Here is a 23839-nt window from a genome sequence, read left to right as displayed (position 1 = left end):
CGCCCGGCGCCGGGGTCGGGCGGGGGGTCAGCGGCGGGCCCAGTGGGCAGCGCGGATTTCACGTAGCGCCCGGCGTCGGGCGTCGCCGCGCAGGGTGTCGACGTAGAGGCGGCCGTCGAGGTGATCGGTTTCGTGTTGCAGGGCGCGGGCGAGGAATCCGCTGCCGGTGACGGTGACGGGTTGGCCGTGCTGGTCGACGCCGTGGACAGTGGCGTGGCGGGCCCGGGTGGTCGGGAAGTACAGGCCGGGGATGGACAGGCAGCCTTCGTCGTCGGTGTCGTCGGGTGACAGCTCGCCGGCGGGTGGTTCGAGCCGGGGGTTGACGACGTGGCCGCGGTGGCCGTCGGCGTCGTAGACGAACACGCGGGCGCTGACGCCGATCTGCGGGGCGGCGACCCCGGCGCGGCCGGGGGCGCCGAGCAGGGTGTCCATCAGGTCGGTGACCAGTGCGCGCAGGGTGTCGTCGAAGTCGGTGACCGGTTCGGCGGGGGTGCGCAGCGCGGCGTCGCCGATGATCCGGATCGGGCGCATGGTCATGGCGGTCAGGCTACCTGGGCGTGGTGCGGGTTGCCGGATGGCGGGCCGGGTGTGCGGGTGGTGCGAGTCGTTCAGGGCAGGCAGTGGGCGGCGGCCGGGGCCTAGGATGTGTGGGAGCGTTTCCACGCCGACCGGTCGGACATGCCTCGGCCGAAGGGAGGATTCTTGGTTCCGCAGGCCGTCACCTGCTCGGAACGGTGTCGTTCGGCTTGGTAACGTTCATCACTGGTCATGTGAACCATGACACAGCACCCCCCACAGTTCCCGGAGATCCCGATGTGCCAGCACCAACCGATCTGTCCCTCGGCTGACGCCGTCGACCGGGAAGCGGCCCGCGTCGTCGCCTGCTTCCGCGAACAGGGCTGGAGCCTGCTCTGCAACGGTGTCATCGTGTTCGAGGACACCGGCGAGCTGCTTCCCGACGGCAGCAGCATCGCCCCGCACCGCGGCCCCGCCCGGCACGCTCTCGCCGCCTGACCGGCAGCAGCCACCGCAGGCTCACCGTCGAGCCGACCCGACCTGTCCTCAGCCGGCGGCGAACGCCTCCGGCGGAGGACACGCGCACACCAGATTCCGGTCCCCGTAGGCGCTGTCGACCCGCCGTACCGGTGGCCAGTACTTCCCGGTCCGCTGCCCCGGCCCCGCCGGGTACGCGGCCACCGACCGCGGATACGGCAGCGCCCATTCGTCGGCGGTGACCAGCGCCGCCGGGTGCGGTGCCTGCCGCAGCGGGCTGTCCGCCACCGGCCACCGGCCGGCCGCGACGTCGTCGATCTCCGACCGGATCGTGATCATAGCGTCACAGAACCGGTCCAGTTCGGCCAGGTCCTCGCTCTCGGTCGGCTCCACCATCAGCGTGCCGGACACCGGAAACGACATCGTCGGCGCGTGGAACCCGTAGTCGATCAGCCGTTTCGCCACGTCCTCGACGGTCACCCCGGTCGCCCGGGTCAACGCCCGCAGGTCCAGCACACACTCGTGCGCCACCAGGCCCTTGTTACCGGCGTACAGGACCGGAAAATGCGGCCGCAGCCGCGCCGCCACATAGTTGGCCGCCAGCACCGCCGCCCCGGTCGCCCGCACCAACCCGTCGGCACCCATCAGCCGCAGATACGCCCACGGGATCGGCAAAATCCCGGCCGAACCGTACCGGGCACCCGACACCACCGGCCGGTCAGCATCGCCGCCGACCGGATCACCCGGCAGGAACGGCGCCAGATGCGCCCGCACCGCGACCGGACCCACCCCCGGCCCGCCACCGCCGTGCGGAATGCAGAACGTCTTGTGCAGATTCAGGTGCGACACGTCCGCCCCGAACCGACCCGGCCGGGCGAACCCCAGCAACGCGTTCAGGTTCGCCCCGTCGACATACACCTGCCCGCCGGCGTCGTGCACCCGGGCACACAACTCGGCGATACCGTCCTCGTACACGCCGTGCGTCGACGGATACGTCACCATCATCGCCGCCAGGTCGGCACCGTGTACGGCGATCAGCCGCGCCGCGTCGTCGACGTCGACGTTGCCGTCGGCGTCGCAGCCGACCACCACCACCCGCATGCCCGCCATCACCGCGCTCGCCGCGTTCGTGCCGTGCGCCGACGACGGAATCAGACACACGTCCCGCCGCGTCTGCCCCCGGGACCGGTGGAAGCCGCGGATCGCCAACAAACCAGCCAACTCCCCCTGCGACCCGGCGTTGGGCTGCACACTGACCGCGTCGTAGCCGGTCACCTCTGCCAGCCAACGCTCCAACTCGCCGATCAGCTGCCGGTAGCCGGCCGTCTGCCCGGCCGGCGCCAGCGGGTGCACGTCGGCGAACCCAGGCCAACTGACCGGCTCCATCTGCACCGCCGCGTTCAGCTTCATCGTGCACGACCCCAACGGGATCATCCCCCGGTCCAGGGCGTAGTCGACGTCGGCGAGCCGCCGCAGATACCGCAGCATCGCCGTCTCGCTGCGGTACGCGTGGAACACCTCGTGGGTGAGGAACTCCCCGGTGCGCCGCCACCCGGCCGGAATCAGCACCGGCGCCTCCCCCGCGTACGCGGGCACCCCGAACGCCGCCCACACCACCGCCAGGTGCTCCTCGGTGGTGGTCTCGTCGCATGCCACCGCCACTGTGTCGGCGTCCACCAGCCGCAGGTTCACCCCCCGGTCCGCCGCCCGCGCCACCACCGCGGCGGCCCTACCCGGCACCACCGCGGTCACCGTGTCGAACAACGGCCCGTCCGCAACGGCGACCCCGCCGGCGGCCAACCCGGCCCGCAACCGGGCCGCCATCGCATGGGTACGCTGCGCGATCGCCGTCAACCCCTGCGGGCCGTGGTACACCGCGTACATGGCGGCCGTCACCGCCAACAGCACCTGCGCCGTGCAGATGTTGCTGGTTGCCCGCTCCCGGCGGATGTGCTGTTCCCGGGTCTGCAACGCCAGCCGGTACGCCCGGTCACCGGCCACGTCCCGCGACACCCCGACCAGCCGGCCCGGCAGCATCCGTTCCAGACCGGAACGCACCGCCAGGTAACCGGCGTGCGGACCGCCGAACCCCATCGGCACCCCGAACCGTTGCGTGGTGCCGACCGCCACGTCCGCACCGTACGCCCCCGGTGGCCGCAGCAGTGTCAACGCCAACAGGTCCGCCGCCACCGTCACCAGCGCCCCTGCCGCGTGCGCCACCGCCACCAGCGGGGCGTCGTCCCGCAGCCGCCCCGACACGCCCGGGAACTGCAGGTGCAGCCCGAAGAACTCGTCCGGCAGGCCGGCCCGCACGTCACACACCCGCACCTGCACACCCAGCGGCTCCGCCCGGGTCCGCAGCACCGCCACCGTCTGCGGCAACGTGTCGGCGTCCACCACGTACACGTCGCTGCGCGCCTTCGACGCCCGCCGTGCCAACGTCATCGCCTCCGCCGCAGCGGTCGCCTCGTCCAGCATCGACGCGTTCGCCGTGGCCAGCCCGGTCAGATCCGACACCATCGTCTGATACGTCAGCAGCGCCTCCAACCGGCCCTGGCTGATCTCCGGCTGGTACGGGGTGTAAGCGGTGTACCAGGCAGGATTCTCCAGCACGTTGCGGCGGATCACCGCCGGTGTGTGGGTGCCGTGGTAGCCGGTCCCGATCATCGACACCGCCGCCGTGTTCGCGTCGGCCAGCCGCCGCAACGCGGCCGTCATCTCCGGCTCGCTGACCGGCTCCGGCAAGTCCAGCTGGCCCCGCCAGCGGATCACCTCAGGAATCGCGGCATCCATCAGATCAGCGACGCTGGAGTAACCGACGACATCCAGCATCCGCTGCTGGGCGACCGGATCGACGCCGACGTGACGGTCGACAAACAGGGACGAGGCACTCACCAGGCGGCTCCCGGGACGAGGTCGGCAGGCAACCTCCCCCTCTGTCGGCGCCGCCGCCTCCAGAGTCGCCAACCCGTGTGGTCCTTCTGCCTGAGAGGTTCCGGGGAGGATTTGCCCCTTCGGCGCCGCCCACCGGGTAGCGGACGGTCTCTCCCACACGGGATGTACGGCGGTCTACACGCTACCGGCAGCACCCGCCCTGCCGGGCGGTGACGTCGATCACGAAGCCAGCTTCGCCCGTGTCGCCCCGGCCGCCGCAGCTGCGGCGCGCGAATTCAGCCGGCGCGGCGGCGCGCCCGGCGCGCCGCCAACTCGTCGCCTCCGGCCACCGGCACCACCACCTCCGGCTCGGAAGTCACCGCCGGCTCCGCCGGAAGCTGCGACAACGATCCCTGGATCTCCTTGAACGCCCCGCCGATCGCGATCCCGAACACCCCCTGGCCGCCCTGCAACAGGTCGACGACCTCCTCGGGGGACCGGCACTCGTACACCGTCGTCCCGTCCGAGATCAGGGTGATCCCCGCCAGGTCCCCGACCCCGCGGGACCGCAACGTCTCGATCGCCCGACGGATGTTCTGCAGCGACACACCGGCGTCCAGCAGCCGCTTGACCACCTTCAGCACCACCAGGTCGCGGAACGAGTACAGCCGCTGCGAACCCGAACCTGTCGCGTCACGCACGCTCGGCACCACCAGCGACGTCCGCGCCCAGTAGTCCAACTGCCGGTAACTGATCCCCACCGCGTGGCAGGCGGTCACTCCGCGATAGCCGACGGCGTCGGCGTCCGATCCGGCACCGTCCACGTCACCAGACGACCCCGGCTCCGGCTCTCGCTGTGCGGGCATACGGAAACCTCCCCGTCAGGGCGGCCCACACCAGGACGGAACATGAGCCGATCGACAGGACCAGCGTAACGCCGGCAGCGGGCCGTACCAGGCAACCCGGGCCGCGACACGCCGCGTACGGGCTGCCACGCCACGGGATGACACCCGCCGGCAGCGGTCAGCCCGCGAAATCCTCTGGACGCACCTGGTCCAGAAACTCCCGGAACTTCTCGACCTCGTCCTCCTGCTCATCCGGAATCAGGATGCCCGCCTCGGACAGCACCTGCTCAGCACAACGAATCGGAGCACCGACCCGCAACGCCAATGCGATCGAATCACTCGGCCGAGCCGAAACCCGCACACTGTCACCGATGACCAGGTCCGCGTAGAAGACGTTGTCCTTCAACTCGGTGATCTCCACCGCCTGCAGCGGCGCCCGCACAGCGGCCAGCACGTCCCGCAACAGATCATGCGTCAACGGCCGCGCCGGCTTCACGCCCTGCTGCTCGTACGCGATCGCCGTGGCCTCCACCGCACCGATCCAGATCGGCAGGTAACGGTCCCCGTCCACCTCACGCAGCAGCACGATCGGCTGGTTGGTGGGCAACTCCACCCGCACCCCGACCACGCTCAGCTCACGCACCGCCGCCTCCGTGTCGTCGTCACCAAACCCGCTCCGGCCCTCCCTGCACGGTACACGGACCACAGCGCCACCGTCCGGTCCCGCCAGTCACCTCACCGGCCGAGCGCCCCCCGCAGACCTGCCCGCACCAGCGCTGCGTGAAGCTGCTGCGACAACCCGATCAGCTCCCGCGCCGTCTCCGCCGCCCGAGCCCGGGCAGCCGGATCACTCTGCCGCGCCAACGGCGCCACCAACTGGGCGAACAGACCCGACTCGCGGTCCGCCGCCGCCCGTACCGCCCGCAGATGACGCACCTCGAGGCCATGCCGCAGCAGCCCCGCCACCGCCGTGGCGATCACCAGCGCATCGGCGTCGTACCAGCCCGGCGCCACCGCGACCACCAGACCCAGCCGCTCCACCTCGGTCAACGTCACCGACTCGAGACCACTGCGGGACAGCAGCTCCGTGCGGCTCAACCGGGACTGCGCCAGCTGCCCCTGCGCCGGCACCGGCGACCGGCCCGGCACCTCACCGGACGGACCGACCGCCACCAACGTCGGACGCGACCGGCCCGCCGCCGACTCGGCGTCCCGCGCCGCCAGCTGCTCACGAATCACCCGCAGCGGAAGATACTGGTCCCGCTGCGCCGTCAGGACGAAACGCAACCGATCCAGATCGTCCCAGCTGTACTTGCGGTAACCCGACGGCGACCGCCGCGGCTCCACCAGGCCCTCGGCCTCCAGGAACCGCAACTTCGAAATCGTCGTGTCCGGAAACTCCGGGCGGAGCTGGGCCAGCACCTCGCCGATACTCATCAACGACGAACCGGCCACGTCCTCCCGGGCCGCCGCCTGCTCACTCACCACGACACCCCCGGCTCACCGACCGGCGTCACCCACACACCGCGCACGAAGCCACCTCCGTCCGCGCCCCGGACGTCAACCGCGGCCGGCCTCCTCGTCCGGCCGCGGACCGGCGATGAAGACCAGCCGGAACTTACCGATCTGGACCTCGTCACCGTTGCTCAGGGTCGCCGCCTCCACCCGCTCACGATTGACATAGGTGCCGTTCAGGCTACCCACATCGCGCACCGTGAAGGTACCGCCGTCACGGTGGAACTCCGCATGCCGCCGCGACACCGTCACGTCGTCCAGGAAAATGTCACTGTCCGGATGCCGGCCGCTCGTCGTCACATCGTGGTCCAGCAGGAACCGGGCCCCCGCATTCGGGCCCCGCCGCACCACCAGCAACGCCATCCCCGGCGGCAACGAACCCGACATCCGGCTCGGCACCACGTCGGCGTCCGGCCCCTCCAGCACTTCGTCGAGCGAACCGAGGTTCAACGTCGACGTGACGTCGAGCGGGGGGAACTCGTCGTCTGGGCGCGTCATGGACCACCTCACGGATCTGTTCGGTCGGCGTCGGGTGTGTCGGGTCGGCCACCAGACCTTGAACGATCGCAAGGCGCAAGCTCCCCCGTGCCAGGACGGCAATTTCCGCAACGCTCAACTGTTGTTGGCTTCTCGGTCGACTGGGCGAGCCTAGCCAGCGCCGAAAACAAGGGTCAACAAGACTCGCGGGCACACGATACCTCGCCGACGCCGCCGGGTCAGCGCTCGGTGAGCTCCCGGTACGCCGCGGCGTCGAGCAACCCGCTCACCGCCTGCGGATCAACCGGCGACAACTGCACCAGCCAACCGGCGCCGTACGGGTCGGCATTGACCGTCTCCGGTGCGTCCACCAGCGCCTCGTTACGGGCCACCACCGTGCCGGTCAACGGCGCGTAGATCTCCGACACGCTCTTCGTCGACTCGATCTCACCGCACGGCTCGCCCGCCGACACCTCGGCGCCGACCGCGGGCAGCTCGACGAACACGATGTCGCCCAACGCCTCCTGCGCGAAATGGGTCACACCCACCCGCACAGGACCGGCGGCGTCACCCGCCACCCACTCATGCTCCGCGGTATACCGCAGATCCTCTGGAATCACGGCCGGTCCTTCGGTCTGTGCACCACTCACCACCACTGACAACCCGCCCACCGACGACACCCCGTCCGATCAGGAGACCGGGCGGGCGTACCGCAGCTGACTCGGATCACTCAAGGCCGACACCTCGACCACGTCGCGCTCCTCGACGATCACCGTACCGCCGTCACCGGACACCGAAGCCACCACCCCACCCGGAATGTTCAACGCCGTCCGCATCGTCGACGGCTCACCGATCACCAGCACCTCGTACGGACCGGTCAACCGTACGCCGTCCACCTCCACGCCGCCGTCGACGTCCAGCAGGTAGCTGCTCGCCACGATCCGCACCGACTGCCCGTCCCCGCCGCTGACCTGCATCACCTCGGCACCCGCACCCCGCAGCTCCTGCACCGCGTCCAACAGCTCCGACGCCCGGATCGGCTCCCGACCGGCGACGAACCGCACCCGCAGGCCCGGCCCCTGCGCCGGCAGACTGCCGCCCAGTACCCCCAGCTCGTCCGCCCGACGCGACGCTTCCTCCAACGCCGCCGCCCGGCCCTCGGCACCAGAGGTCAACTGCCGCTGACTCGCCTCCAGCTCCGCGATGTCCTGCCGCAGCCGCTCCTCCCGGGCCTCCAGGTCCGACAGAATCCGTACCAGATCCTCCTGGCGGGCCGCCGCCAACGTCGGATCCGTCGACGTGCTGCGAACCTGAACGGCCAGGGTGAACCCGAGCAGCACCAGCAGACCCACGATCATCAGCCCGGCAGTGGACACCCGCCGGGAACCCCGACCCGCGCCGGCACCCGACGACCCGTCCTCACCACCGTCGACCCCAGCGCCTGGACCGTCCGGAGCTGGCACCCCGGCGGTGTCCAGCGGCTCACCGGACCCGGCCGGAACCCGCCCACCCGCACCCGGCGACCGCGCCGCGTCCGGCCAGCCCGTACCGGTACTCCTACGTTGCACCATCAGCCACGCCTCACGCCCGGAACAGGTGCCGTCGGATCGCCGCCACGTTGCCGAAGATCCGCACCCCGAGCACCACCACCACGCCGGTGGACAACTGCCCGCCCACCCCCAACTGATCGCCCAGATACACGATCAGACCCGCCACCAGAACATTCGAGATGAACGAGATCACGAACTGCTTGTCGTCGAAGATCCCGTCCAAACTGGCCCGGACCCCGCCGAACACCGCGTCCAACGCCGCCACCACCGCGATCGGCAGGTACGGCTGCAGCACCGCCGGCACCACCGGGTCGAAGTAGATCCCCAGCAGCATTCCGACGAGTAGCGCCAACACGGCGATCATCGAGGGCTTCCTCCCGAGGCGGTCACGGACGGGTCGGCGCCACCCGTCCCGGATGGGCTGGCCGACGCCGACGGCGCACGGGCGTACCGCAGCTGCGGCCCACTCGCCGCCGGCAACATCAGATCATCAGCCGAACGGACCCCGAACGACAACCCGTGATCAGCCGAGACCGCCCGCAGCACCGCGGCTGCCTGGCTGGTCCTGAACGCGTCGGCCATCGACTCCGGGCCGATCGCCGACACCTCGTATGGGCCGGTCACCGGCCGGAAATCGACCAGGATGGCGCTGCCCGCCGCCCGGATCGTCGAGGTCGCGGTCAGCCGTCTGCCGTTGACCGCGACCGCCTCGGCGCCGACGCTCCACAAGGCGTTGGCCACGTCCTGCAGATCCCGGTCCAATACCCGACCCAACTCACTGACCGAGCCCTCACCGGTCACCGGATCCACCATCTCCGGCGCGTCCGCCAACTCGACGACCACTCCGTCCCCGGTCACCCGGGCCAGCCCGGCGGCGGCTTCCAGGTCACGCAGGTCCGCCGCCCGGGCCCCGTCCAGCACCGTGTCGCGCTCCCGGGCCACCTCGTCCCGCAACGCGTCCACGCGGTTCTGCAACTCGTCGGTCTCCGCCTGACGCTGGGTCACCTGCTCCACCAGGCCGGCCCGTGCCTGCGACCGGCTCGGTTCGTCCGCCACCGTCTTCTGGTAGGCGAGCACCACCAGGAAGCCGACCGCAGCCATCGACAAGGCCATCGCCGCCCGTGCCGTCACCCGCCGCCAGCCCTGCGGTGGTCCGGTCACCGACCGGCGAGCCGCCGCGTCGGTGTAGCCGGGATCCAGCGGCGCCCGGAACAGTTCGGTCAGAAAGTCCGGCGCGTATCCACGGTGCGGGCCGGACTCGCGGCGGTCCGCCTCGCTCATGCCCGCTCCGTTTCTGCCCCGGCGGCCCGGACCAACGCTGCGGCCTGCCGTACGTACAGCAAGCCCGCGATCCAGTACAGCACCAGACCCCACCAGGCCAGACCCCATCCGACCGCAGCCGCCACCGACGCCGCCGCAGTGAATCCCAACACTGCCGACAGCAACAGAATGGGAAACGCCGCCAAAAGTACGAAGGTTGCGGTCTTTCCTACATAGTGCACCTGCGGCGGTCCGTAGCCAAATCGGCGCAACACGACAAGGCAGCCGGCCAGTAGCACTTCGCGACTGAGCAACGCCACTGTGAACTGCCAGGGCATCACCTCGCGGGCGGTGAACGCCAGCAACGTGGCCAGGATGTACAGCCGGTCGGCGAGTGGATCCAGCAGTTCACCGAGCCGGGACACCTGACGGATCCGGCGCGCGACAAACCCGTCCACCCAGTCGCTGGTCCCGCCGACGGCCAGGACCAGTAGCGCCGCGATATCAGCACGATGCACCAGAAAAAGGTACAGAAACAGAGGTACGCCCAATAAACGGACAAAGCTGATCAGATTAGGAATGGTGAAGACCTGGCTCGCCACATCGGTCCGCGTCGACGCGGACTGCGCGGACGGACGCGACACCGACACTTCCTCTCCCCCGCTCCGACCGGCCTGTCCCACCGGACCGGAATCGAGCGGCGGCGAACGAGCCCGACGGTCCCCCAAGGGGCACTGTCACCTGGCGAGCGCCACTATAACGCGCCCCTCACCCATCACCTGCCGACTCACCGTGGCCGCCCCCGCCGACGGCCACCCGGCGACGCATGAACGACTGCCAGTAACCGATCATCCGCTCCACCCCGTCCACCCCGTCCACCAGTTCAGCCAGCCACCGGGCCCGCTCCGGGCTCCACAAGCCGTCGCTGACGATCCAGCCCTGGCCACCCAGTTCGTTGAGCACCTCCAGCCGTCGGCCGGTCAACACCTGGCACCGGTGCCCTGCGCCGTCAGCGACCACGGTGACCGTCGGCCCGGCGGCCGGCTGCCTACCCCCTTCGGCAGGTGCCACCGTCTGCACGAAGTACAGGTACCCGTACTCCCAACGATCGTCGAGCGGTGACCCGACGCCCACCGTCGGTGCCACCGCCTGCCGCTGCTCGGCCACCCGGCCCGGCTACCCGCGCGTACCGGGTGGCAAACCCCTGCCCACCCGGTACGACATCCCCGCTACCTGCGACCCCTTGCCATGGGACGGCAGTCGATCATGCTTGGATGATGGGCATGCCGGCCCACCACGAACCAGACGCCCGGCGTGACCGGTCCACGGCCGACGCCTCGCCCGGCGAAATCTCCCGCCGTCGTACGCAGCGGACCCGGTGGTACCCGGTCGACCAGCTCAGCCCGCTCGCCCGAGCGCTGCTCAGCGACGACCTCGGCGGTCGCGACGTGGTGCCGCAGCACGTCGCCGACCGGGTCAACGCGGAGGCTGACCAGTGGGCCAGCCATGGATTCACCGAGCAGACCGTCCGTCCCTGGCGGGACCTGCCCCCGGCCGCCGCCGGGCACCTCGCCGGCCGGCAGGTCGACCCGAGGGTGCTCGATCTGCCCGTCGCCGTCGTCGCCGGAACCCCGCCGGTGCCGTTGCGGATCGCGATCGTCACCGGCCGGCTGCCTGCTGAACGGGCCTACGAGCTGTTGGTGCTCACCGGCGAACACCAGCCGGCAGAGTCCCCGGTGAGCAATCCCCCGCCGACGACCCCCGAGCCTCCCCGGGCCCGACCGGTGACCCCGGTGCTGTTCTCCCATGCCCAGCCTGACGATGCCGCCGGGCGGAGCTGACCAGGTACTGCTGCGGTGTTGGTGACTTCGTTGGTGCTGTCTCATGTGTGCGGGGTCGGCATATTTCCTTGAGGAGGCTAGGACGCTAGGTTGAGTCATGCGACAACATCGCCGCCGGGCTGCGATCAATCGAGAGACTTCTCTAGTATCGGAATGTCCCGTGCCGGTCGTCGTCTTCGGTGGGCGCCCGGCTGCCAGGAGGTGAAACCATGTCCGAGCTCCGGGCCGCCGAACCCCGCAGCTACCCCTTCTCCGCGCCCGACCGTCTCCACCTCGACGACACCTACCGGCAGCTACAGCAGGACCGGACGCTGGTCCGGGTCCAGCTGCCGTTCGGGGAACCGGCCTGGCTGGCCACCCGGCACGCCGACGTCCGGTTCGTCCTCGGCGACGCCCGGTTCTCCCGCGCCGCCAGCGTCGGCCGCGACGAACCACGGATCACCCCCCGACAGATCGAGGGCGGAATTCTGTCGATGGACCCGCCGGAACACACTCGGTTACGGCGCCTGGTCGCCAAGGCGTTCACCGCCCGGCGGGTCGAACAGCTCCGACCGCAAACCCGGCAATTCGCCGACGAACTGCTGACCGACATGATCGCCGACGGGCCGCCAGCGGACCTCGTCGAACACTTCGCCACCCCGCTGCCGGTCCGGGTCATCTGCGAGCTCCTCGGTGTGCCCTACGCCGACCGGGAACACTTCCATACCTGGAGCGAAGCCGTCGTCTCCACCACGTCGCTCTCCCCCGACCAGGTACGGGGGTATCTCGAGAACCTGCACGGCTACATCGCCGGACTGGTCGAACAGCGCCGCCGGCACCCGACCGACGACCTACTCGGCGCCATGGTCCAGGCCCGGGACACCGACGCAAGCCGGCTCACCGAGGCCGAACTCGTGCAGCTCGCCGCCGGGCTGCTGGCCGCAGGCCATGAGACCACCGTGACCCAGATCCCCAACTTCGTCTACGTCCTGCTCACCCAGCCGGACCAGTTCGCCGCCCTGCGCGCCGACCCGGCCCTGGTACCGGGCGCCGTCGAGGAGCTGACCCGGTACGTCCCGCTCGGCGCCGCATCCTCATTCGCTCGGTATGCCGCCGTGGACGTCGAGGTCGGCGGAGTGCTCGTTCGGGCCGGTGAACCCGTCATCGGATCGTTGTCGGCGGCCAACCGCGACCCCGAGGTCTTCACCGACCCGGACCGGCTGGACCTGACCCGGACCAGCAACCCGCACGTCGGCTTCGGTCACGGCGTACACCACTGTCTCGGCGCCCAACTGGCCAGGATGGAGCTGCAGGTGGCAGTGGAGGCGGTGGTGCGGCGGCTGCCGCAGCTACGGCTGGCCGTACCCGAGGATCAGCTGGTGTGGAAGACCGGCCTGCTGGTGCGCGGGCTGAGCGCGATGCCGGTGACCTGGGGATGATCCTCCTTCCCGGGCCCGACGCGGGCCGTGCCGTCCATCGAAGATGAGTCGTCCCAGTCCCCTGCGGCCGATGCCATGGCTGTTCTCCGGAGGTGACGATGAACAAGCGGTCCTGGCAGGTCAGCGTCGACGGGCAACGGTGCGTCGGGACCGGCATCTGCGCCGGTACCGCCCCGGGACATTTCAGCCTGGTCGACGGGGTGTCCCGGCCGGCCGCGTCCGACATCGACCCGGCTGACACCGTCGTCGACGCTGCTGAGTCATGCCCGGTCGAGGCGATTCTGGTCCGCGACTTCGACGGCACCCCGCTGGCACCGCTGCCCTGACCCCGGCGGGTCGGGCCCGATCGACGGCCATCCGGATCTGACCGGAGGGCGGACCGGACGACCACCGGCGGTCGGCTTGCACACATCCGGCCCGGTCGACAACGATTCATCCCGGCACGCACGCGTCCGTTCCTGGCGCTCGGCCCACGAAACGACCGACGGCACCGGCGGTCGGTACGCCCACGACCCGCCCGGAGTCAATCGCGATGAACCGTTGCCCCGGTCGCACCGAACTACCAGGAGTGAGACAACGACGAGCCGCCCGGCGGGCCCGGCACGCCGCAGCCGGCGTCGCGGCACTGCTACTCGGCGGCATACTGGTGATGGTCGCCCCCGCCGGCCCGGCGGCCGCACACGCGGTGCTGGTCACGGCGGAGCCAGCCCCCGGATCGGTGCTGGGCAACTCGCCCCGGGAAGTGGTGCTGACGTTCAGCGAACCGGTCCGCCCGGTCACCGGGCGCCTGCAGGTGCTGGCGCCGGACGGTAAACGGATCGACGACGGAACGCCACAAACCAACGGGACCACCGTCACCGTCCCGGTCCGGGTCGCCGACCGCCCGCTCGGCACCTACCTGGTCAGCTACCGGGTGATCTCGGCGGACAGCCACCCGGTGGGCAGCGGTTACACGTACTCGGTGGGAGCGCCGTCCGCGACCGTGCCCGAGCCCCGCGACGGCGGACAGCGGCTGCCGGTCGCGATCGCCGTGACCACCGCGAAGTACGTCGGCTACGCCGGGGTGCTGCTCGCCGTCGGGCCCGCGCTGCTGCTGGCGCTGCTGTGGCCGCCCCGGCTGAGCCGCCGGCCCGGCAAGCTCATGGTCGGCACCGGGCTGGGGCTTGTCGGTCTGGCCACAGTGGCCGGACTGTACCTGCAGGCACCGTACTCGACCGGCAGTGGACTGCTGGAGGTCTCCGCCGGGGACCTGGCCGCCGTCGTGGACAGCGGGTACGGGCTGGCGCTGCTCGGCCGGCTGGTGGTCCTGGCCGCGGTGGCGGCACTGGTGTCACCGGCCCTCGCCGGGGTCGGTGGCACCCGTCGCGGGCTGGCCCTCGTCGGGCTGGGCGTGGCCGGCCTGGTCACCTGGCCGCTGACCGGTCACGCGGTGGCGGCGCCGCTACCGCCGGTCAGTATCGCCGCCGACACCGTGCACATCGCGGCGGTCGGGGTGTGGATCGGCGGGCTGGTGACCCTCGGCGCGGTCCTGCTGCGCCGCACCCACCCCCGTGTGCTGGGCCGGATCCTGCCGGTCTGGTCCCGGTGGGCGACGGTGGCGGTCAGCTGGCTGCTGCTGGCCGGTGCCGTCCAGGCGCTGATGGAGACCCGCGACCCGACCGCACTGGTCACCACCGCGTACGGACGGTTGGTACTGGTGAAGATCGCGCTGGTGGCGGTTCTGCTGCTGACCGCCGGGTACGCGCGACGGCTGGTCGGGCGTTGGCGGGCGTCGCAGGTGCGGCGACTCACCGGCCTGGTCGGTGTCGAGGTCGCGGTGGCCGTGGTGGCGCTCGGGGCCAGCGCGGTACTGGTGCAGACGACACCGGCCCGTACCGCCGTCGTCGAGGCCCAGGCCCTCGGGCAGGACACCTTCGCCCAGACGCTGACCAGCTCGCTGTACACCCTCCAGTTCGACATCTACCCGGTACAACTCGGCGAGCACAACACGGTGCACGCCTACGTGTACACGCCGGAGGGCGCGCCGGTACGGGTCGAGGAGTGGACGATGACCACCTCGCTGCCGGCACAGGACGTCGAACCGGTGACCACCCTGCTACTGGGGGTGGACGACAATCACGCGGTCGGCGCGGTCGCGTTCCCGGTGCCGGGCGAGTGGGAGCTGCGCTTCACCATCCGGCTGTCCGACATCGACCAGGCGACCGTGCGTACCACCGTGCCGGTGCGCTGAGCGGCGGCGGGCCGGCGTGCGGTAGGGAGACCGGGACGGCAGCGGTCACTGTTCGGTGAGCCGCCAGGGGGTCGTGCCGCCGGTGACGACCAGTTCGCCCTCGTCGTCGGCGGTGCCGCTCGGGTCCGCCGGGACGCTGCGGTGGTGGCGGCGGCTGCGCCACCAGACGACGGCCGCGCCGATCGCCGCTCCGCCGGCCAGGCCGGCCAGCAGCAGTCCCATCCCAGTGCCGGCGGCGGCGTCCGAGCCCCCGGCGGCGGCCGGTGCCGGGGGGTCCTGGGCGGCGGCCGGTGCCGGGCCGCCGTGCTGGGCTCCGTGACCGGCCGCCGCCGGGTCGGCCGGCCCGAGGGTCAGCACCGGGCCGGGCCGCTGCGCGGCCGGGCCGCCCCAGCGGACCGCGGTGCCGTCGGAGTAGGTCTGGGTCACCGCGAAGTCGATCCGGTCCGCGTCCGGCAGCGGGCCGACCGACACGGTCAGCAGCACCGGCGCCGGTTCGTCGGCGGGTGGGGCGACCAACTGCCAGATGATGCTCTCGGCGGCCTCGGTCATCAGGCCACCGTGCAGGCCGGGCAGCGGCTCCGGCAGGGTCCGGTTGATGATCCGGGGTGCCCAGTCGTCGACCGACATCGGGTAGACCTCGGCGATCGGCAGGTCCGCCGGCAGGTCGAGGCGCACCTCGGTGGTGTGTGTGTCCGGCCGTTCCTGCGGCAGTTCGAAGGTGAGTTGGATGCCGGCTCCACGAGGTGCCTGAGTCGGTTCCAGGCCGATGCCGGCCGCAGCCACTGCCGGACCGGACAGCGCGACCGCCAGCACCGGACCGGACAGCACCGCGCCAATCCGGACGGCGTTCGCGCGCAGACAGTTGACCATGAGCCTCGCCTCCCGTACGTCGGCGGCCGCTGCCGCCGGATCCTGATCCACCGGTAAGGGGTTCGGCGGACGAGGCCGAACGGTTCAATCCGACCACGGACCCTTTTCGCCGGACGGGGCGGGGGCGATCGGCGGCGGTACCGCCGGTGGGCACGGCCACACGTACGGTACGGGGGCGAGGTCGCCGAACCGGGGACGGTAGTGGTCGGGGTCCTTGTGTACCAGCGCGGCGCGGTGCGACAGGTGCAGGTCGGCTCGGCCGAGCCAGGCCGGCAGTGCGGTGGCGGCGCCGAGTTCGGCCTGGTCGCGGACCAGGGTGCGGCCGGTCGCGGCGGTGAATTCGCGGCGCAGGGTGTCGGCGACGGTGTCGGCCCGGCCAGCCCGGGTCCATTCGACGCAGACCGTCAGCCCGTACCGGACCAGTGCCTCCAGGTGGCCGTGCCACATCCGGACCGCCGGATGGTGACGCCAGCCGTACCCGGGCACGGTCAGGCCGCGCAGCACCTGCAACGCTTCGACGCGCTGTTTGCCTAGTCGTCGGGCGTCGAGCACGGCGGCGCTGGCCGCGAAGTCCGGGTACGGCAGGAACGTCTGCATGGTGCCGAGGTCGACCGGAGTGGTCAGTCCGGTTGGTCGTCGGATTCGCTGTCGTCGGCGGCGGCCGGCGGGTGAGGACCGTACGGCGAGACCTGACCGGCCGGGACGGGCCGGTTGCCGCCGCCACGGCGCCCGGGCCGGCGGTCGGCTCCGTCGGGACCCTTGCTCTCCTGGACCAGCGGGTTGTCCCCACTGCGACGCATCTCCGGTTGCTGGACGTTGGTCACGATGCCTCCCGGTGATCTGGTCGGTCATCGTCCGGTTACCCGGTACGGGCGGCGGTATTCCGTCGGCGGGTCGGGCTAGCCCGGCCGAGGGTGGTGGATCATCCGCCGTCGGCCGGCGGCGCTCATCCCGGCCGGCGGGCATGGCGTCCGGGGTGCCGGGTATCTCGCTGCCCCGACGAGCGCTGAGCGAGGAGGTACCACGATGAGAAGGACCGTAGTGACCCGGCTGGGGCTGTTGGCGGGGCTGACCGCCGTCGCGTTGATCCCGGCGGCCGCGCACGCGACGGCACCGTCCGAGCAGGACAGCGAGTACCTGCGTACGATCCACCAGGTCAATCTGGCCGCTGTGCAGATCGGCCAGTTGGCGCAGGACAAGCAGGATGCCGACCAGGCGGTGAAGGACCTGGGCGGTGCCATGGTGGCCGACCACACCCGGCTGGATGAGGAGGTCACCCGGGTGGCCGGTGAGGTCGACGTCACCCTGCCCGACTCGCCCACCCGGGAGCAGCAGGACGTGGTCACCCGACTGGACGGGTTGTCCGGTGCCGAGTTCGACACGGCGTTCGTGGAGAGCCAGCTGACGGGATACGCCCAGGCGATCGAGGTGAACAACGCCGAGATCGCGCAGGGCTCCGACGAACGGGTGGTGAACCTGGCGCAGGAGGCCGGACCGGTGCTCGACGACCTGTACGCGGCGTTGCAGCGCCTCGCGGCGCAGCTCGGGCTGCCGACCTCGCCGAGTCCCGGGGTGAGCCCCACGGTTGACCCGACCGTGCCGGGCACCGCCACGCCCGAGCCGACGGTGAACCCGACCCTACCGTCGCCGACGGTCAGCCCGCAGACGCCCCTGCCGGCGCAGAGCTGACCCGGACCGTGGCCCTACGCCGGTGCGGTCGGACCGGGACGACCGCACCGGCGGGCACGGACGAGATGATCGCTCACAGTGGTCGACCGGGTTGGTGCACAGTCCGAAACGGGGCTGGCACATCAGCCGCACATACCGTAACGTGACGGCTCACACACCGCGCGCATCAGCGGATATCGGCAAATACCAATGCCTCAACACTCTCCCTCCCCGGCACCCGTCGCCACCCGACCGGAGGTACGACGTGGATTTCGTCATCACCAGGAGCTACCAGGGCACCACGGTACGACTCGCCTTGCACGGTGAACTCGACCTCGCCACAGCCGGCGAGGTCCGCGACGCGGTCACCGCGCTGCTCGCCCGGTCCGCACCCGAGCGGATCGTGCTGGACCTCACGTACGTCAGCTTCATCGACTCGACCGGGATCGGCAGCCTGGTCGCCTGCCACCAGGCTGCCGGGGTCAGCGGCAGCCGGCTCGAGCTGGAGAACATCAGCAGCTTCACCCGACGGCAGCTGTGGGCGACCGGGCTTCTCGGGCTGTTCGGCTTCCCCACCGACCACGCGACGCCGTCCGACCTGCCGGTGGGGCGCTGACCGTACGGTCACAGCACCCGGCCCAGTTGGGTGTGCCGGCTGCGTCGCGACTGCCGGCTGGCCCACCGGGCCTCCACGACTCGCAGGTAGCAGGCGGTCAACGGACCTGGGTGGTACATGGTGGCGGCGAACCCCCACTGGGCGGCCAGGCTCTCCCCTCGACGGAGGAGGTTGTCAACGTCATGCAGGGTGAGCCGCAGCCGCCAGACCGCCGTACCGATCACCGCCCGCCGTACCGCAATGGAACGACGGGATTCGATGTCAGCGATTTCGACGTGCTCCCCGAACTGGTAGCCGACGATGCGGATCACCTCGTCGGCGGAGACCGGTTCCCGGCCGGCGGCGGTCAGCCGTACCGCGGTGTCGGCGAAGCAGCGCAGCTCGGTCAGTGGGAACCCACTACGACCCAACTGGTCGACGACCGTCACGAAGGCCCCCTCGGCCACCCCGAACAGGGCGATCGGATCCAGGCCAGCGCCCCGGCGCTCCAACTGACGGATGAGCCAGGACTGGCCGAGGACGCAGGCCCGCAGGTGGTGTCCCTCAAGCGTGGTCAGCAACTAGCCCTCCCCGGTCGGCATCCGTCCCGAACCGGGACGGATGCACCCACGCCAGCCGGATGATGGAGCTATCCACCGTCCAGCCATCAAACCCGACCAAACGTTACCGCGAACCGTACGTCGGGACGAATCCTGGGGCCACGGCGGCACCCACCAACCATTTGATTGATTAGTCACGCAACTGCCCTGCTGCCGGGTCAGCGTAGCGAGACCCGGCACAGGGCACCGAACGGGATCGTCCGCGCTCCGGGGCACTGGTCGGGACACCGGATCCGGCCGTCAACTGGGCGATGCCGCAACGGTCTGGCAGGATGGGTACGCATGTGCGGACTTGCGGGTGAGCTGCGCCGCGACGGTTCCCGCGCCGACATTGGTGCGGTGGAGCGGATGGCGGCGACAATGAGTGACCGGGGCCCCGACGACGGGGGTTCCTGGTCACACGGAAGTGTGGCCTTCGGACACCGGCGCCTGAAGATCATCGATCTGTCTGCGGCCAGCAACCAACCGATCGTCGACTCCGCCGCCGGCCTGACCGGCGTCTTCAACGGCTGCATCTACAACTACCGCCAGCTGCGCGAACAGCTGCAGACACGGGGGCACACGTTCTTCTCCTCGGGCGACAGCGAGGTCGTCGTCAAGGCGTACGCCGAGTGGGGTGTCGACTTCGTCGACCATCTGATCGGCATGTTCGCCATCGCGATCACCGAGCGCGACAGTGGCCGGCTGGTCCTGGCCCGCGACCGGCTGGGCATCAAGCCGCTGTACGTCGACGAGCGCCCCGGCGTGGTCCGGTTCGCCAGCACCCTGCCGGCGCTACTGGCCGGCGGCGGGGTGGACACCGGCATCGATCCGGTGTCACTCGCCCACTACCTCAGCTTCCACAGTGTGGTCCCCGCGCCGCGGACGATCCTCAACGGCATCCGTAAGCTGCCCCCGGCCACCGTACGGGTCTACCAGCCCGACGGCCGGGTGGACGAGCGCTGCTACTGGGATCCGCCGTTCGGCCGGGACCCGCGCCGCGCCGACTGGTCGGAGCAGGACTGGCAGGACGCTCTGCTCGAATCGTTGACCACCGCGGTGCAGCGCCGGATGGTCGCCGACGTGCCGGTCGGCGTCCTGCTCTCCGGTGGGCTCGACTCCTCGCTGGTCGTGGCGCTGCTGGCCGAGCAGGGCCAACGTGGTCTGGCCACCTTCTCGATCGGCTTCGACGCGGTCGGTGGACGGGAGGGCGACGAGTTCGTCTACTCCGACCTGGTGGCGCAGCGGTTCGACACCGACCACCATCAGATCCGGGTGGCCGCCCGTGACCTGGTGCCGCCGCTGGAGGCCGCCGTCGCGACGATGAGCGAACCTATGGTCAGTCACGACTGCGTCGCGTTCTACCTGCTCAGTCAGGAAGTCGCCAAGCACCTCAAGGTGGTGCAGTCCGGCCAGGGCGCCGACGAGATCCTCGGCGGGTACCACTGGTACCCGCCGCTCGCCCGGGTCGGCCGTGACCAGGCACTGGACACCTACGCCACGGCCTTTTTCGACCGCGACGCCGCCGGTCTCACCCAGGTACTCAACCCGGAGTACCTCGCCGCCGGTGATCCCGCCCGCGAGTTCGCCGCCGCCCACCTGGGCCGCGCCGGCGCGCAGGACGCGGTCGACGCGGGGCTGCGGATCGACACCACCGTGATGCTCGTGGACGACCCGGTGAAACGGGTCGACAACATGACGATGGCGCACGGGCTGGAGGCCCGCGTGCCCTTCCTCGACCACGAGTTCGTCGAGCTCGCCGCCACCTGCCCGCCCGAGCTCAAGTTGGCCCAGGGCGGCAAGGGGGTACTCAAGGAGATCGGCCGCCGGGTGCTGCCCTGGGAGGTGATCGACCGGCCGAAGGGGTACTTCCCCGTACCCGGGCTGACCCACCTGGAGGGCAAGCTGCTCGACCGGGTGCGCGACGCCCTGCACGCGCCGCCGGCCCGCCGGCGCGGGCTGTTCCGCGACGGGTACGTCGACGGGCTGCTGCGCGACCCGAACGCCGAACTCACCCCGCTGCGGGGTAACAAGTTGTGGCAACTCGGACTGCTGGAGATGTGGCTGCAGAACCATGGCATTGACTGACGACACGAGCGCCCCCCGCCCCGACTCCCCCGCCCTCCGGCGGGAACGGATCGGCCCTGGTGGCGACCCGGTCGTCCCGGGCGATCCGCCGGCCAAACCCACCGACAGCGCCGACGTCATCCTGGAGTGCGGCTGGGGCCGGCTGGTCTTCGGTCAGACGTTCGCCGACCCCTCCGACGTCGCCGACGTGCTGCGTTCGGAGGCCGCCGGCTCCCGCGACATCTGCATCTACCTGCCCGACCCGCACGTGCTGGTGTCGCGGCTGCCGGACGAGTTGTTCATCGACCCGTCGCTGACCTTCCGGCTGGATCTCACCCAGGTACGCGAGCCGCAGCCGCCGGAACCGGGGCTGCGGATCCGGCTGCTGCGCGACGATTCCGACGCCGACGCGGTCAACCGGATATACGCCCACAACGGGATGGTCACCGCCCCGGTCGACATCCTGGTCGACAACGCCGCGACCGAACGTTTCGTGCACCTGGTCGCCGAGTCGGTCACCGGGCAGGTCGTCGGTACCATCACCGGCATCGACCACGTGGCGGTCTTCGACGACCCGGAGAACGGCTCCAGCCTGTGGTGCCTGACCGTCGACCCGCTGCACGCACCGCCCGGCACCGGTCAGGCGCTGCTGCTGGAGCTCGCCGGCCGGCTCGCCGACCGCGGCCGGGTCTACGTCGACCTGTCCGTGCTGGCAGAGAACGACGGTGCGATCCGTCTCTACGAACGGCTCGGTTTCGAACGCACGCCGACGCTGTGCGTCAAACGCAAGAACCCGATCAACGAACGGCTCTTCCTGGCCAGCATGCCGGACGGCTACGACGAGCTGAACCCGTACGCCCGGATCGTCGCCGACGAGGCGATGCGCCGCGGCATCCGGGTCGAGGTGATCGACGCGTCCTGGGGCGAGCTGCGGCTGACCAACGGTGCCCGCAGCATCGTCACCCGCGAATCGCTGTCCGAGCTGACCTCGGCGGTGGCGATGAGCCGATGCGACGACAAGCGGGTGACCCGGCGGGTGCTGCTCGACGCCGGGCTGGCCGTGCCGCACGGCCGTACCGCCACCGGCGACGCCGACGACGAGGCGTTCCTCGCCAAGGTCGGTGAGGTGGTGGTCAAGCCGGCCCGCGGCGAACAGGGCACCGGGATCACCGTCGGTGTCACCGACGCGACCGCCCTAAAGGCCGCCGTCGACCTGGCCCGCAGGCACTGCCCGCAGGTGCTGATCGAACAGCGGCACCAAGGGGAGGACCTGCGGGTCCTGGTAATCGACCACGAGGTGGTGGCTGCGGCGGTCCGCCGCCCAGCGGCGGTCACCGGCGACGGCGTACACACGGTGGCCGAGCTGGTCCGGCGACACAGCCGGCGGCGGGCCGCCGCCACCGGGGGCGAGTCGAAGATCCCGATGGACGGCCTGACCCGGGAAGTGGTCACCGAGGCCGGGCACACGATGGACGACGTGCTGCCGGCCGGCGAGGTGCTGACCGTACGGCGGACCGCGAACCTGCACACCGGCGGGACGATCCACGACGTCACCGACCGGTTACACGCCGACCTGGCCGCGGCGTGCGTGGCCGCCACTCGGGCGCTGGCCATTCCGGTGGCCGGGATGGACCTGCTGGTGACCGCTCCTGATCAGCCCAACCACGTCTTCATCGAAGCCAACGAACGGCCCGGGCTGGCCAACCATGAGCCGCAGCCGACCGCGGAACGCTTCATCGACCTGCTGTTCCCGGGCACCAGCGCGCAGCAGCGGCGGTGGAGCCCGCCCGGCCCCGGCGGGGCGCCGGCAACGCCGTGATCGGCGACGGTACGGTCTTGGCATGCCGGCCGACCCGAACTTCCCCGCCCCCCTGAAACTGGACCTCGATTACCTTCAGCAGGTGGTGCTGGAGCTGCTGGACATCCCCAGCCCGTCCGGCCGCACCGACCACGTGCAGCAGTACGTCGGAGAACGGCTGTCCGCTCTCGGCATCCCGTTCACGGTCACCCGGCGGGGCGCGCTCAGCGCCTCGCTGTGCGGGCCACGGACCACCGGCGCGGATCGGGCGATCGTGGTGCACACCGACACGATCGGCGGGATGGTCAAACGGTTGAAGGAGAACGGCCGGCTGGAGCTCAAGCAGATCGGCACCCACAGCGCCCGGTTCGCCGAAGGTGCCCACGTGCGGGTCTACACCGACAGCCTGGACCGGGTGATCACCGGCCAGGTGCTGCCCTTGAAGGCCAGCGGCCACCGCTACAACGAGGATGTCGACCTGCAGGGTGTCGGCTGGGAGCAGGTTGAGGTGCGGGTCGACGAGCCGGTCACCGACATCGCCGGACTCCGCGCGCTCGGCATCGACGTCGGCGACTTCGTAGCGATGCTGCCGGCGCCGACGATCACGTCCAGCGGGTACGTCAAGTCCCGGCATCTGGACGACAAAGCAGGGGTGGCGGCGGTGCTGACCGCGGTGAAGGCCATGGTCGACGCCGGCCAGCAGCCGCCGGTCACCGCCCATCTGCTGATCACCTGCACCGAGGAGGTCGGGCACGGTGCCAGTCACGGCCTCGACCCGGACGTGGCCGAGATCGTCTCGGTCGACGCCGCGGTGGTGGCGCCCGGACAGCAGTCCCGGGAGAACGCCGCGACCCTGGCCATGGGTGACGGCGTCGGTCCGTTCGACTACCACCTGACCCGTAAGTTGGCCGGCCTGGCCGCCGATCACGGCGTCGATCTGGTCCGTGACGTGTTCGACTACTACCGGTCAGACGTGGCGGCGGCGGTCGAGGCCGGCGCGCACGCCCGGGTGGCGCTGCTCGGCTTCGGAGTGGACGCCACCCACGGTCACGAACGCACCCACCTGGACGGGCTGCGTCATCTCACCCAGTTGCTCTGCCTCTACCTGCAGAGCGAGCTGGTGTTCCCGGAGTGGGACGCCGAGCCGGACGGCGACCTGGCCGACTTCCCGTCGCTGGCGGTGCAGCCGGCGCAGGAAGCCGGGCCCCGGGAAGGGCCGATCGGCGTGGCCTGACGCCC

At 71.0% G+C, this 23839-nt stretch carries 26 protein-coding genes and 1 riboswitch; of the genes, 10 read left to right on the top strand and 16 right to left on the bottom strand.

The window, feature by feature from the left end:
- Window positions 1–27: 27 nt before the first annotated feature.
- Window positions 28–537, bottom strand: coding sequence for a peptide deformylase (gene def / locus ACFHWS_RS18860; protein ID WP_416555921.1), 510 nt, complete (start codon window positions 535–537; stop codon window positions 28–30).
- Between the two features lie 276 nt (window positions 538–813).
- Between def and ACFHWS_RS18855 the strand changes: the two genes are divergently transcribed.
- On the top strand, window positions 814–1014 hold the full coding sequence (locus ACFHWS_RS18855; RefSeq protein ID WP_278174506.1) for a DUF5999 family protein: 201 nt from the start codon (window positions 814–816) through the stop codon (window positions 1012–1014).
- Window positions 1015–1062: 48 nt separating this feature from the next.
- Here the strand turns inward: ACFHWS_RS18855 and gcvP are convergent, their stop codons facing one another.
- The 11 genes from gcvP to ACFHWS_RS18800 all read right to left on the bottom strand — a co-directional run bounded on the left by gcvP (window position 1063) and on the right by ACFHWS_RS18800 (window position 10681).
- Complete coding sequence (gene gcvP, locus ACFHWS_RS18850) at window positions 1063–3888, bottom strand: aminomethyl-transferring glycine dehydrogenase (RefSeq protein WP_416555920.1); 2826 nt, start codon at window positions 3886–3888, stop codon at window positions 1063–1065.
- Between the two features lie 68 nt (window positions 3889–3956).
- A riboswitch (glycine riboswitch) is annotated at window positions 3957–4054 on the bottom strand.
- A 109-nt stretch (window positions 4055–4163) separates the two neighbouring features.
- A complete protein-coding gene (locus ACFHWS_RS18845) occupies window positions 4164–4733 on the bottom strand; it encodes a MerR family transcriptional regulator (protein WP_416555919.1) in 570 nt (189 codons plus the stop codon).
- A 157-nt stretch (window positions 4734–4890) separates the two neighbouring features.
- Window positions 4891–5355 (bottom strand): bifunctional nuclease family protein, encoded by a 465-nt coding sequence (locus tag ACFHWS_RS18840; protein ID WP_123604662.1) that lies wholly within the window; start codon window positions 5353–5355, stop codon window positions 4891–4893.
- A 92-nt stretch (window positions 5356–5447) separates the two neighbouring features.
- Window positions 5448–6149, bottom strand: a complete 702-nt coding sequence (locus ACFHWS_RS18835) for a MerR family transcriptional regulator (RefSeq protein ID WP_416568688.1) — start codon at window positions 6147–6149, stop codon at window positions 5448–5450.
- Window positions 6150–6272: 123 nt separating this feature from the next.
- On the bottom strand, window positions 6273–6725 hold the full coding sequence (locus ACFHWS_RS18830) for an FHA domain-containing protein (RefSeq protein ID WP_123601610.1): 453 nt from the start codon (window positions 6723–6725) through the stop codon (window positions 6273–6275).
- A gap of 218 nt (window positions 6726–6943) precedes the next feature.
- Window positions 6944–7324: a glycine cleavage system protein GcvH gene (gcvH, locus tag ACFHWS_RS18825; RefSeq protein WP_416555918.1), complete on the bottom strand. Its 381-nt coding sequence runs from the start codon at window positions 7322–7324 to the stop codon at window positions 6944–6946.
- Window positions 7325–7393: 69 nt separating this feature from the next.
- Entirely contained in the window at window positions 7394–8275 is an 882-nt protein-coding gene (locus ACFHWS_RS18820; RefSeq protein WP_416555917.1) for a DUF881 domain-containing protein, read from the bottom strand.
- Between the two features lie 10 nt (window positions 8276–8285).
- Entirely contained in the window at window positions 8286–8618 is a 333-nt protein-coding gene (locus ACFHWS_RS18815; protein WP_416555916.1) for a small basic family protein, read from the bottom strand.
- Complete coding sequence (locus ACFHWS_RS18810) at window positions 8615–9535, bottom strand: DUF881 domain-containing protein (RefSeq protein ID WP_416568654.1); 921 nt, start codon at window positions 9533–9535, stop codon at window positions 8615–8617. Before ACFHWS_RS18810 ends, ACFHWS_RS18815 begins: the two co-directional genes overlap by 4 nt.
- Window positions 9532–10164, bottom strand: coding sequence for a CDP-alcohol phosphatidyltransferase family protein (locus tag ACFHWS_RS18805; protein WP_416555988.1), 633 nt, complete (start codon window positions 10162–10164; stop codon window positions 9532–9534). The genes ACFHWS_RS18810 and ACFHWS_RS18805 overlap by 4 nt, the downstream gene beginning before the upstream one ends.
- 118 nt (window positions 10165–10282) lie before the next feature.
- A complete protein-coding gene (locus tag ACFHWS_RS18800; RefSeq protein ID WP_416555914.1) occupies window positions 10283–10681 on the bottom strand; it encodes a hypothetical protein in 399 nt (132 codons plus the stop codon).
- Window positions 10682–10788: 107 nt separating this feature from the next.
- Between ACFHWS_RS18800 and ACFHWS_RS18795 the strand changes: the two genes are divergently transcribed.
- From ACFHWS_RS18795 to ACFHWS_RS18780, 4 genes are all read left to right on the top strand, one after another.
- Window positions 10789–11355 carry a hypothetical protein gene (locus ACFHWS_RS18795; protein ID WP_416555913.1) on the top strand — a complete coding sequence of 189 codons (567 nt, stop codon included), beginning with the start codon at window positions 10789–10791 and terminating at the stop codon, window positions 11353–11355.
- Window positions 11356–11564: 209 nt separating this feature from the next.
- Window positions 11565–12773, top strand: a complete 1209-nt coding sequence (locus ACFHWS_RS18790; RefSeq protein WP_416568653.1) for a cytochrome P450 — start codon at window positions 11565–11567, stop codon at window positions 12771–12773.
- Between the two features lie 98 nt (window positions 12774–12871).
- Complete coding sequence (locus ACFHWS_RS18785; protein ID WP_416555911.1) at window positions 12872–13099, top strand: ferredoxin; 228 nt, start codon at window positions 12872–12874, stop codon at window positions 13097–13099.
- A gap of 323 nt (window positions 13100–13422) precedes the next feature.
- On the top strand, window positions 13423–15003 hold the full coding sequence (locus ACFHWS_RS18780) for a copper resistance CopC/CopD family protein (RefSeq protein WP_416555987.1): 1581 nt from the start codon (window positions 13423–13425) through the stop codon (window positions 15001–15003).
- Window positions 15004–15048: 45 nt separating this feature from the next.
- On the opposite strand, the gene ACFHWS_RS18775 is transcribed toward ACFHWS_RS18780, so the two are convergent.
- The 3 genes from ACFHWS_RS18775 to ACFHWS_RS18765 are packed head-to-tail and all read right to left on the bottom strand — an operon-like array spanning window position 15049 to window position 16697.
- Complete coding sequence (locus ACFHWS_RS18775; protein WP_416568652.1) at window positions 15049–15924, bottom strand: DUF1775 domain-containing protein; 876 nt, start codon at window positions 15922–15924, stop codon at window positions 15049–15051.
- Between the two features lie 33 nt (window positions 15925–15957).
- Window positions 15958–16470 (bottom strand): MSMEG_6728 family protein, encoded by a 513-nt coding sequence (locus tag ACFHWS_RS18770; protein ID WP_416555909.1) that lies wholly within the window; start codon window positions 16468–16470, stop codon window positions 15958–15960.
- A gap of 23 nt (window positions 16471–16493) precedes the next feature.
- The gene (locus ACFHWS_RS18765) at window positions 16494–16697 is read right to left on the bottom strand and encodes a hypothetical protein (protein ID WP_416568651.1); all 204 of its coding nucleotides are present in this window, start codon (window positions 16695–16697) and stop codon (window positions 16494–16496) included.
- 202 nt (window positions 16698–16899) lie between these two features.
- On the opposite strand from ACFHWS_RS18765, the gene ACFHWS_RS18760 reads away from it, so the two are divergent.
- Window positions 16900–17562 (top strand): DUF4142 domain-containing protein, encoded by a 663-nt coding sequence (locus ACFHWS_RS18760; protein ID WP_416568650.1) that lies wholly within the window; start codon window positions 16900–16902, stop codon window positions 17560–17562.
- 244 nt (window positions 17563–17806) lie between these two features.
- Complete coding sequence (locus tag ACFHWS_RS18755; RefSeq protein WP_416555906.1) at window positions 17807–18157, top strand: STAS domain-containing protein; 351 nt, start codon at window positions 17807–17809, stop codon at window positions 18155–18157.
- A gap of 8 nt (window positions 18158–18165) precedes the next feature.
- On the opposite strand, the gene ACFHWS_RS18750 is transcribed toward ACFHWS_RS18755, so the two are convergent.
- On the bottom strand, window positions 18166–18717 hold the full coding sequence (locus tag ACFHWS_RS18750) for a hypothetical protein (RefSeq protein ID WP_416555905.1): 552 nt from the start codon (window positions 18715–18717) through the stop codon (window positions 18166–18168).
- Between the two features lie 321 nt (window positions 18718–19038).
- Here ACFHWS_RS18750 and ACFHWS_RS18745 point away from each other — a divergent pair, with 321 nt between their 5' ends.
- Genes ACFHWS_RS18745 through ACFHWS_RS18735 form a run of 3 tightly spaced genes read left to right on the top strand, consistent with a single transcriptional unit; the run spans window position 19039 to window position 23834 of the window.
- Window positions 19039–20823, top strand: coding sequence for an N-acetylglutaminylglutamine amidotransferase (locus ACFHWS_RS18745; protein ID WP_416568649.1), 1785 nt, complete (start codon window positions 19039–19041; stop codon window positions 20821–20823).
- Window positions 20810–22621, top strand: a complete 1812-nt coding sequence (gene ngg, locus ACFHWS_RS18740; protein ID WP_416555903.1) for an N-acetylglutaminylglutamine synthetase — start codon at window positions 20810–20812, stop codon at window positions 22619–22621. The genes ACFHWS_RS18745 and ngg overlap by 14 nt, the downstream gene beginning before the upstream one ends.
- Before the next feature lie 22 nt (window positions 22622–22643).
- Window positions 22644–23834: an osmoprotectant NAGGN system M42 family peptidase gene (locus tag ACFHWS_RS18735; RefSeq protein WP_416555902.1), complete on the top strand. Its 1191-nt coding sequence runs from the start codon at window positions 22644–22646 to the stop codon at window positions 23832–23834.
- Window positions 23835–23839: the final 5 nt, after the last annotated feature.

Origin of the sequence: Micromonospora sp. LOL_013 (genome assembly GCF_048060315.1) — a bacterium.
GTDB lineage: Bacteria > Actinomycetota > Actinomycetes > Mycobacteriales > Micromonosporaceae > Micromonospora_E.
The sequence above is the reverse complement of the archived record's forward strand: the minus strand, read 5'-3'. Positions and strand labels throughout refer to the sequence as shown.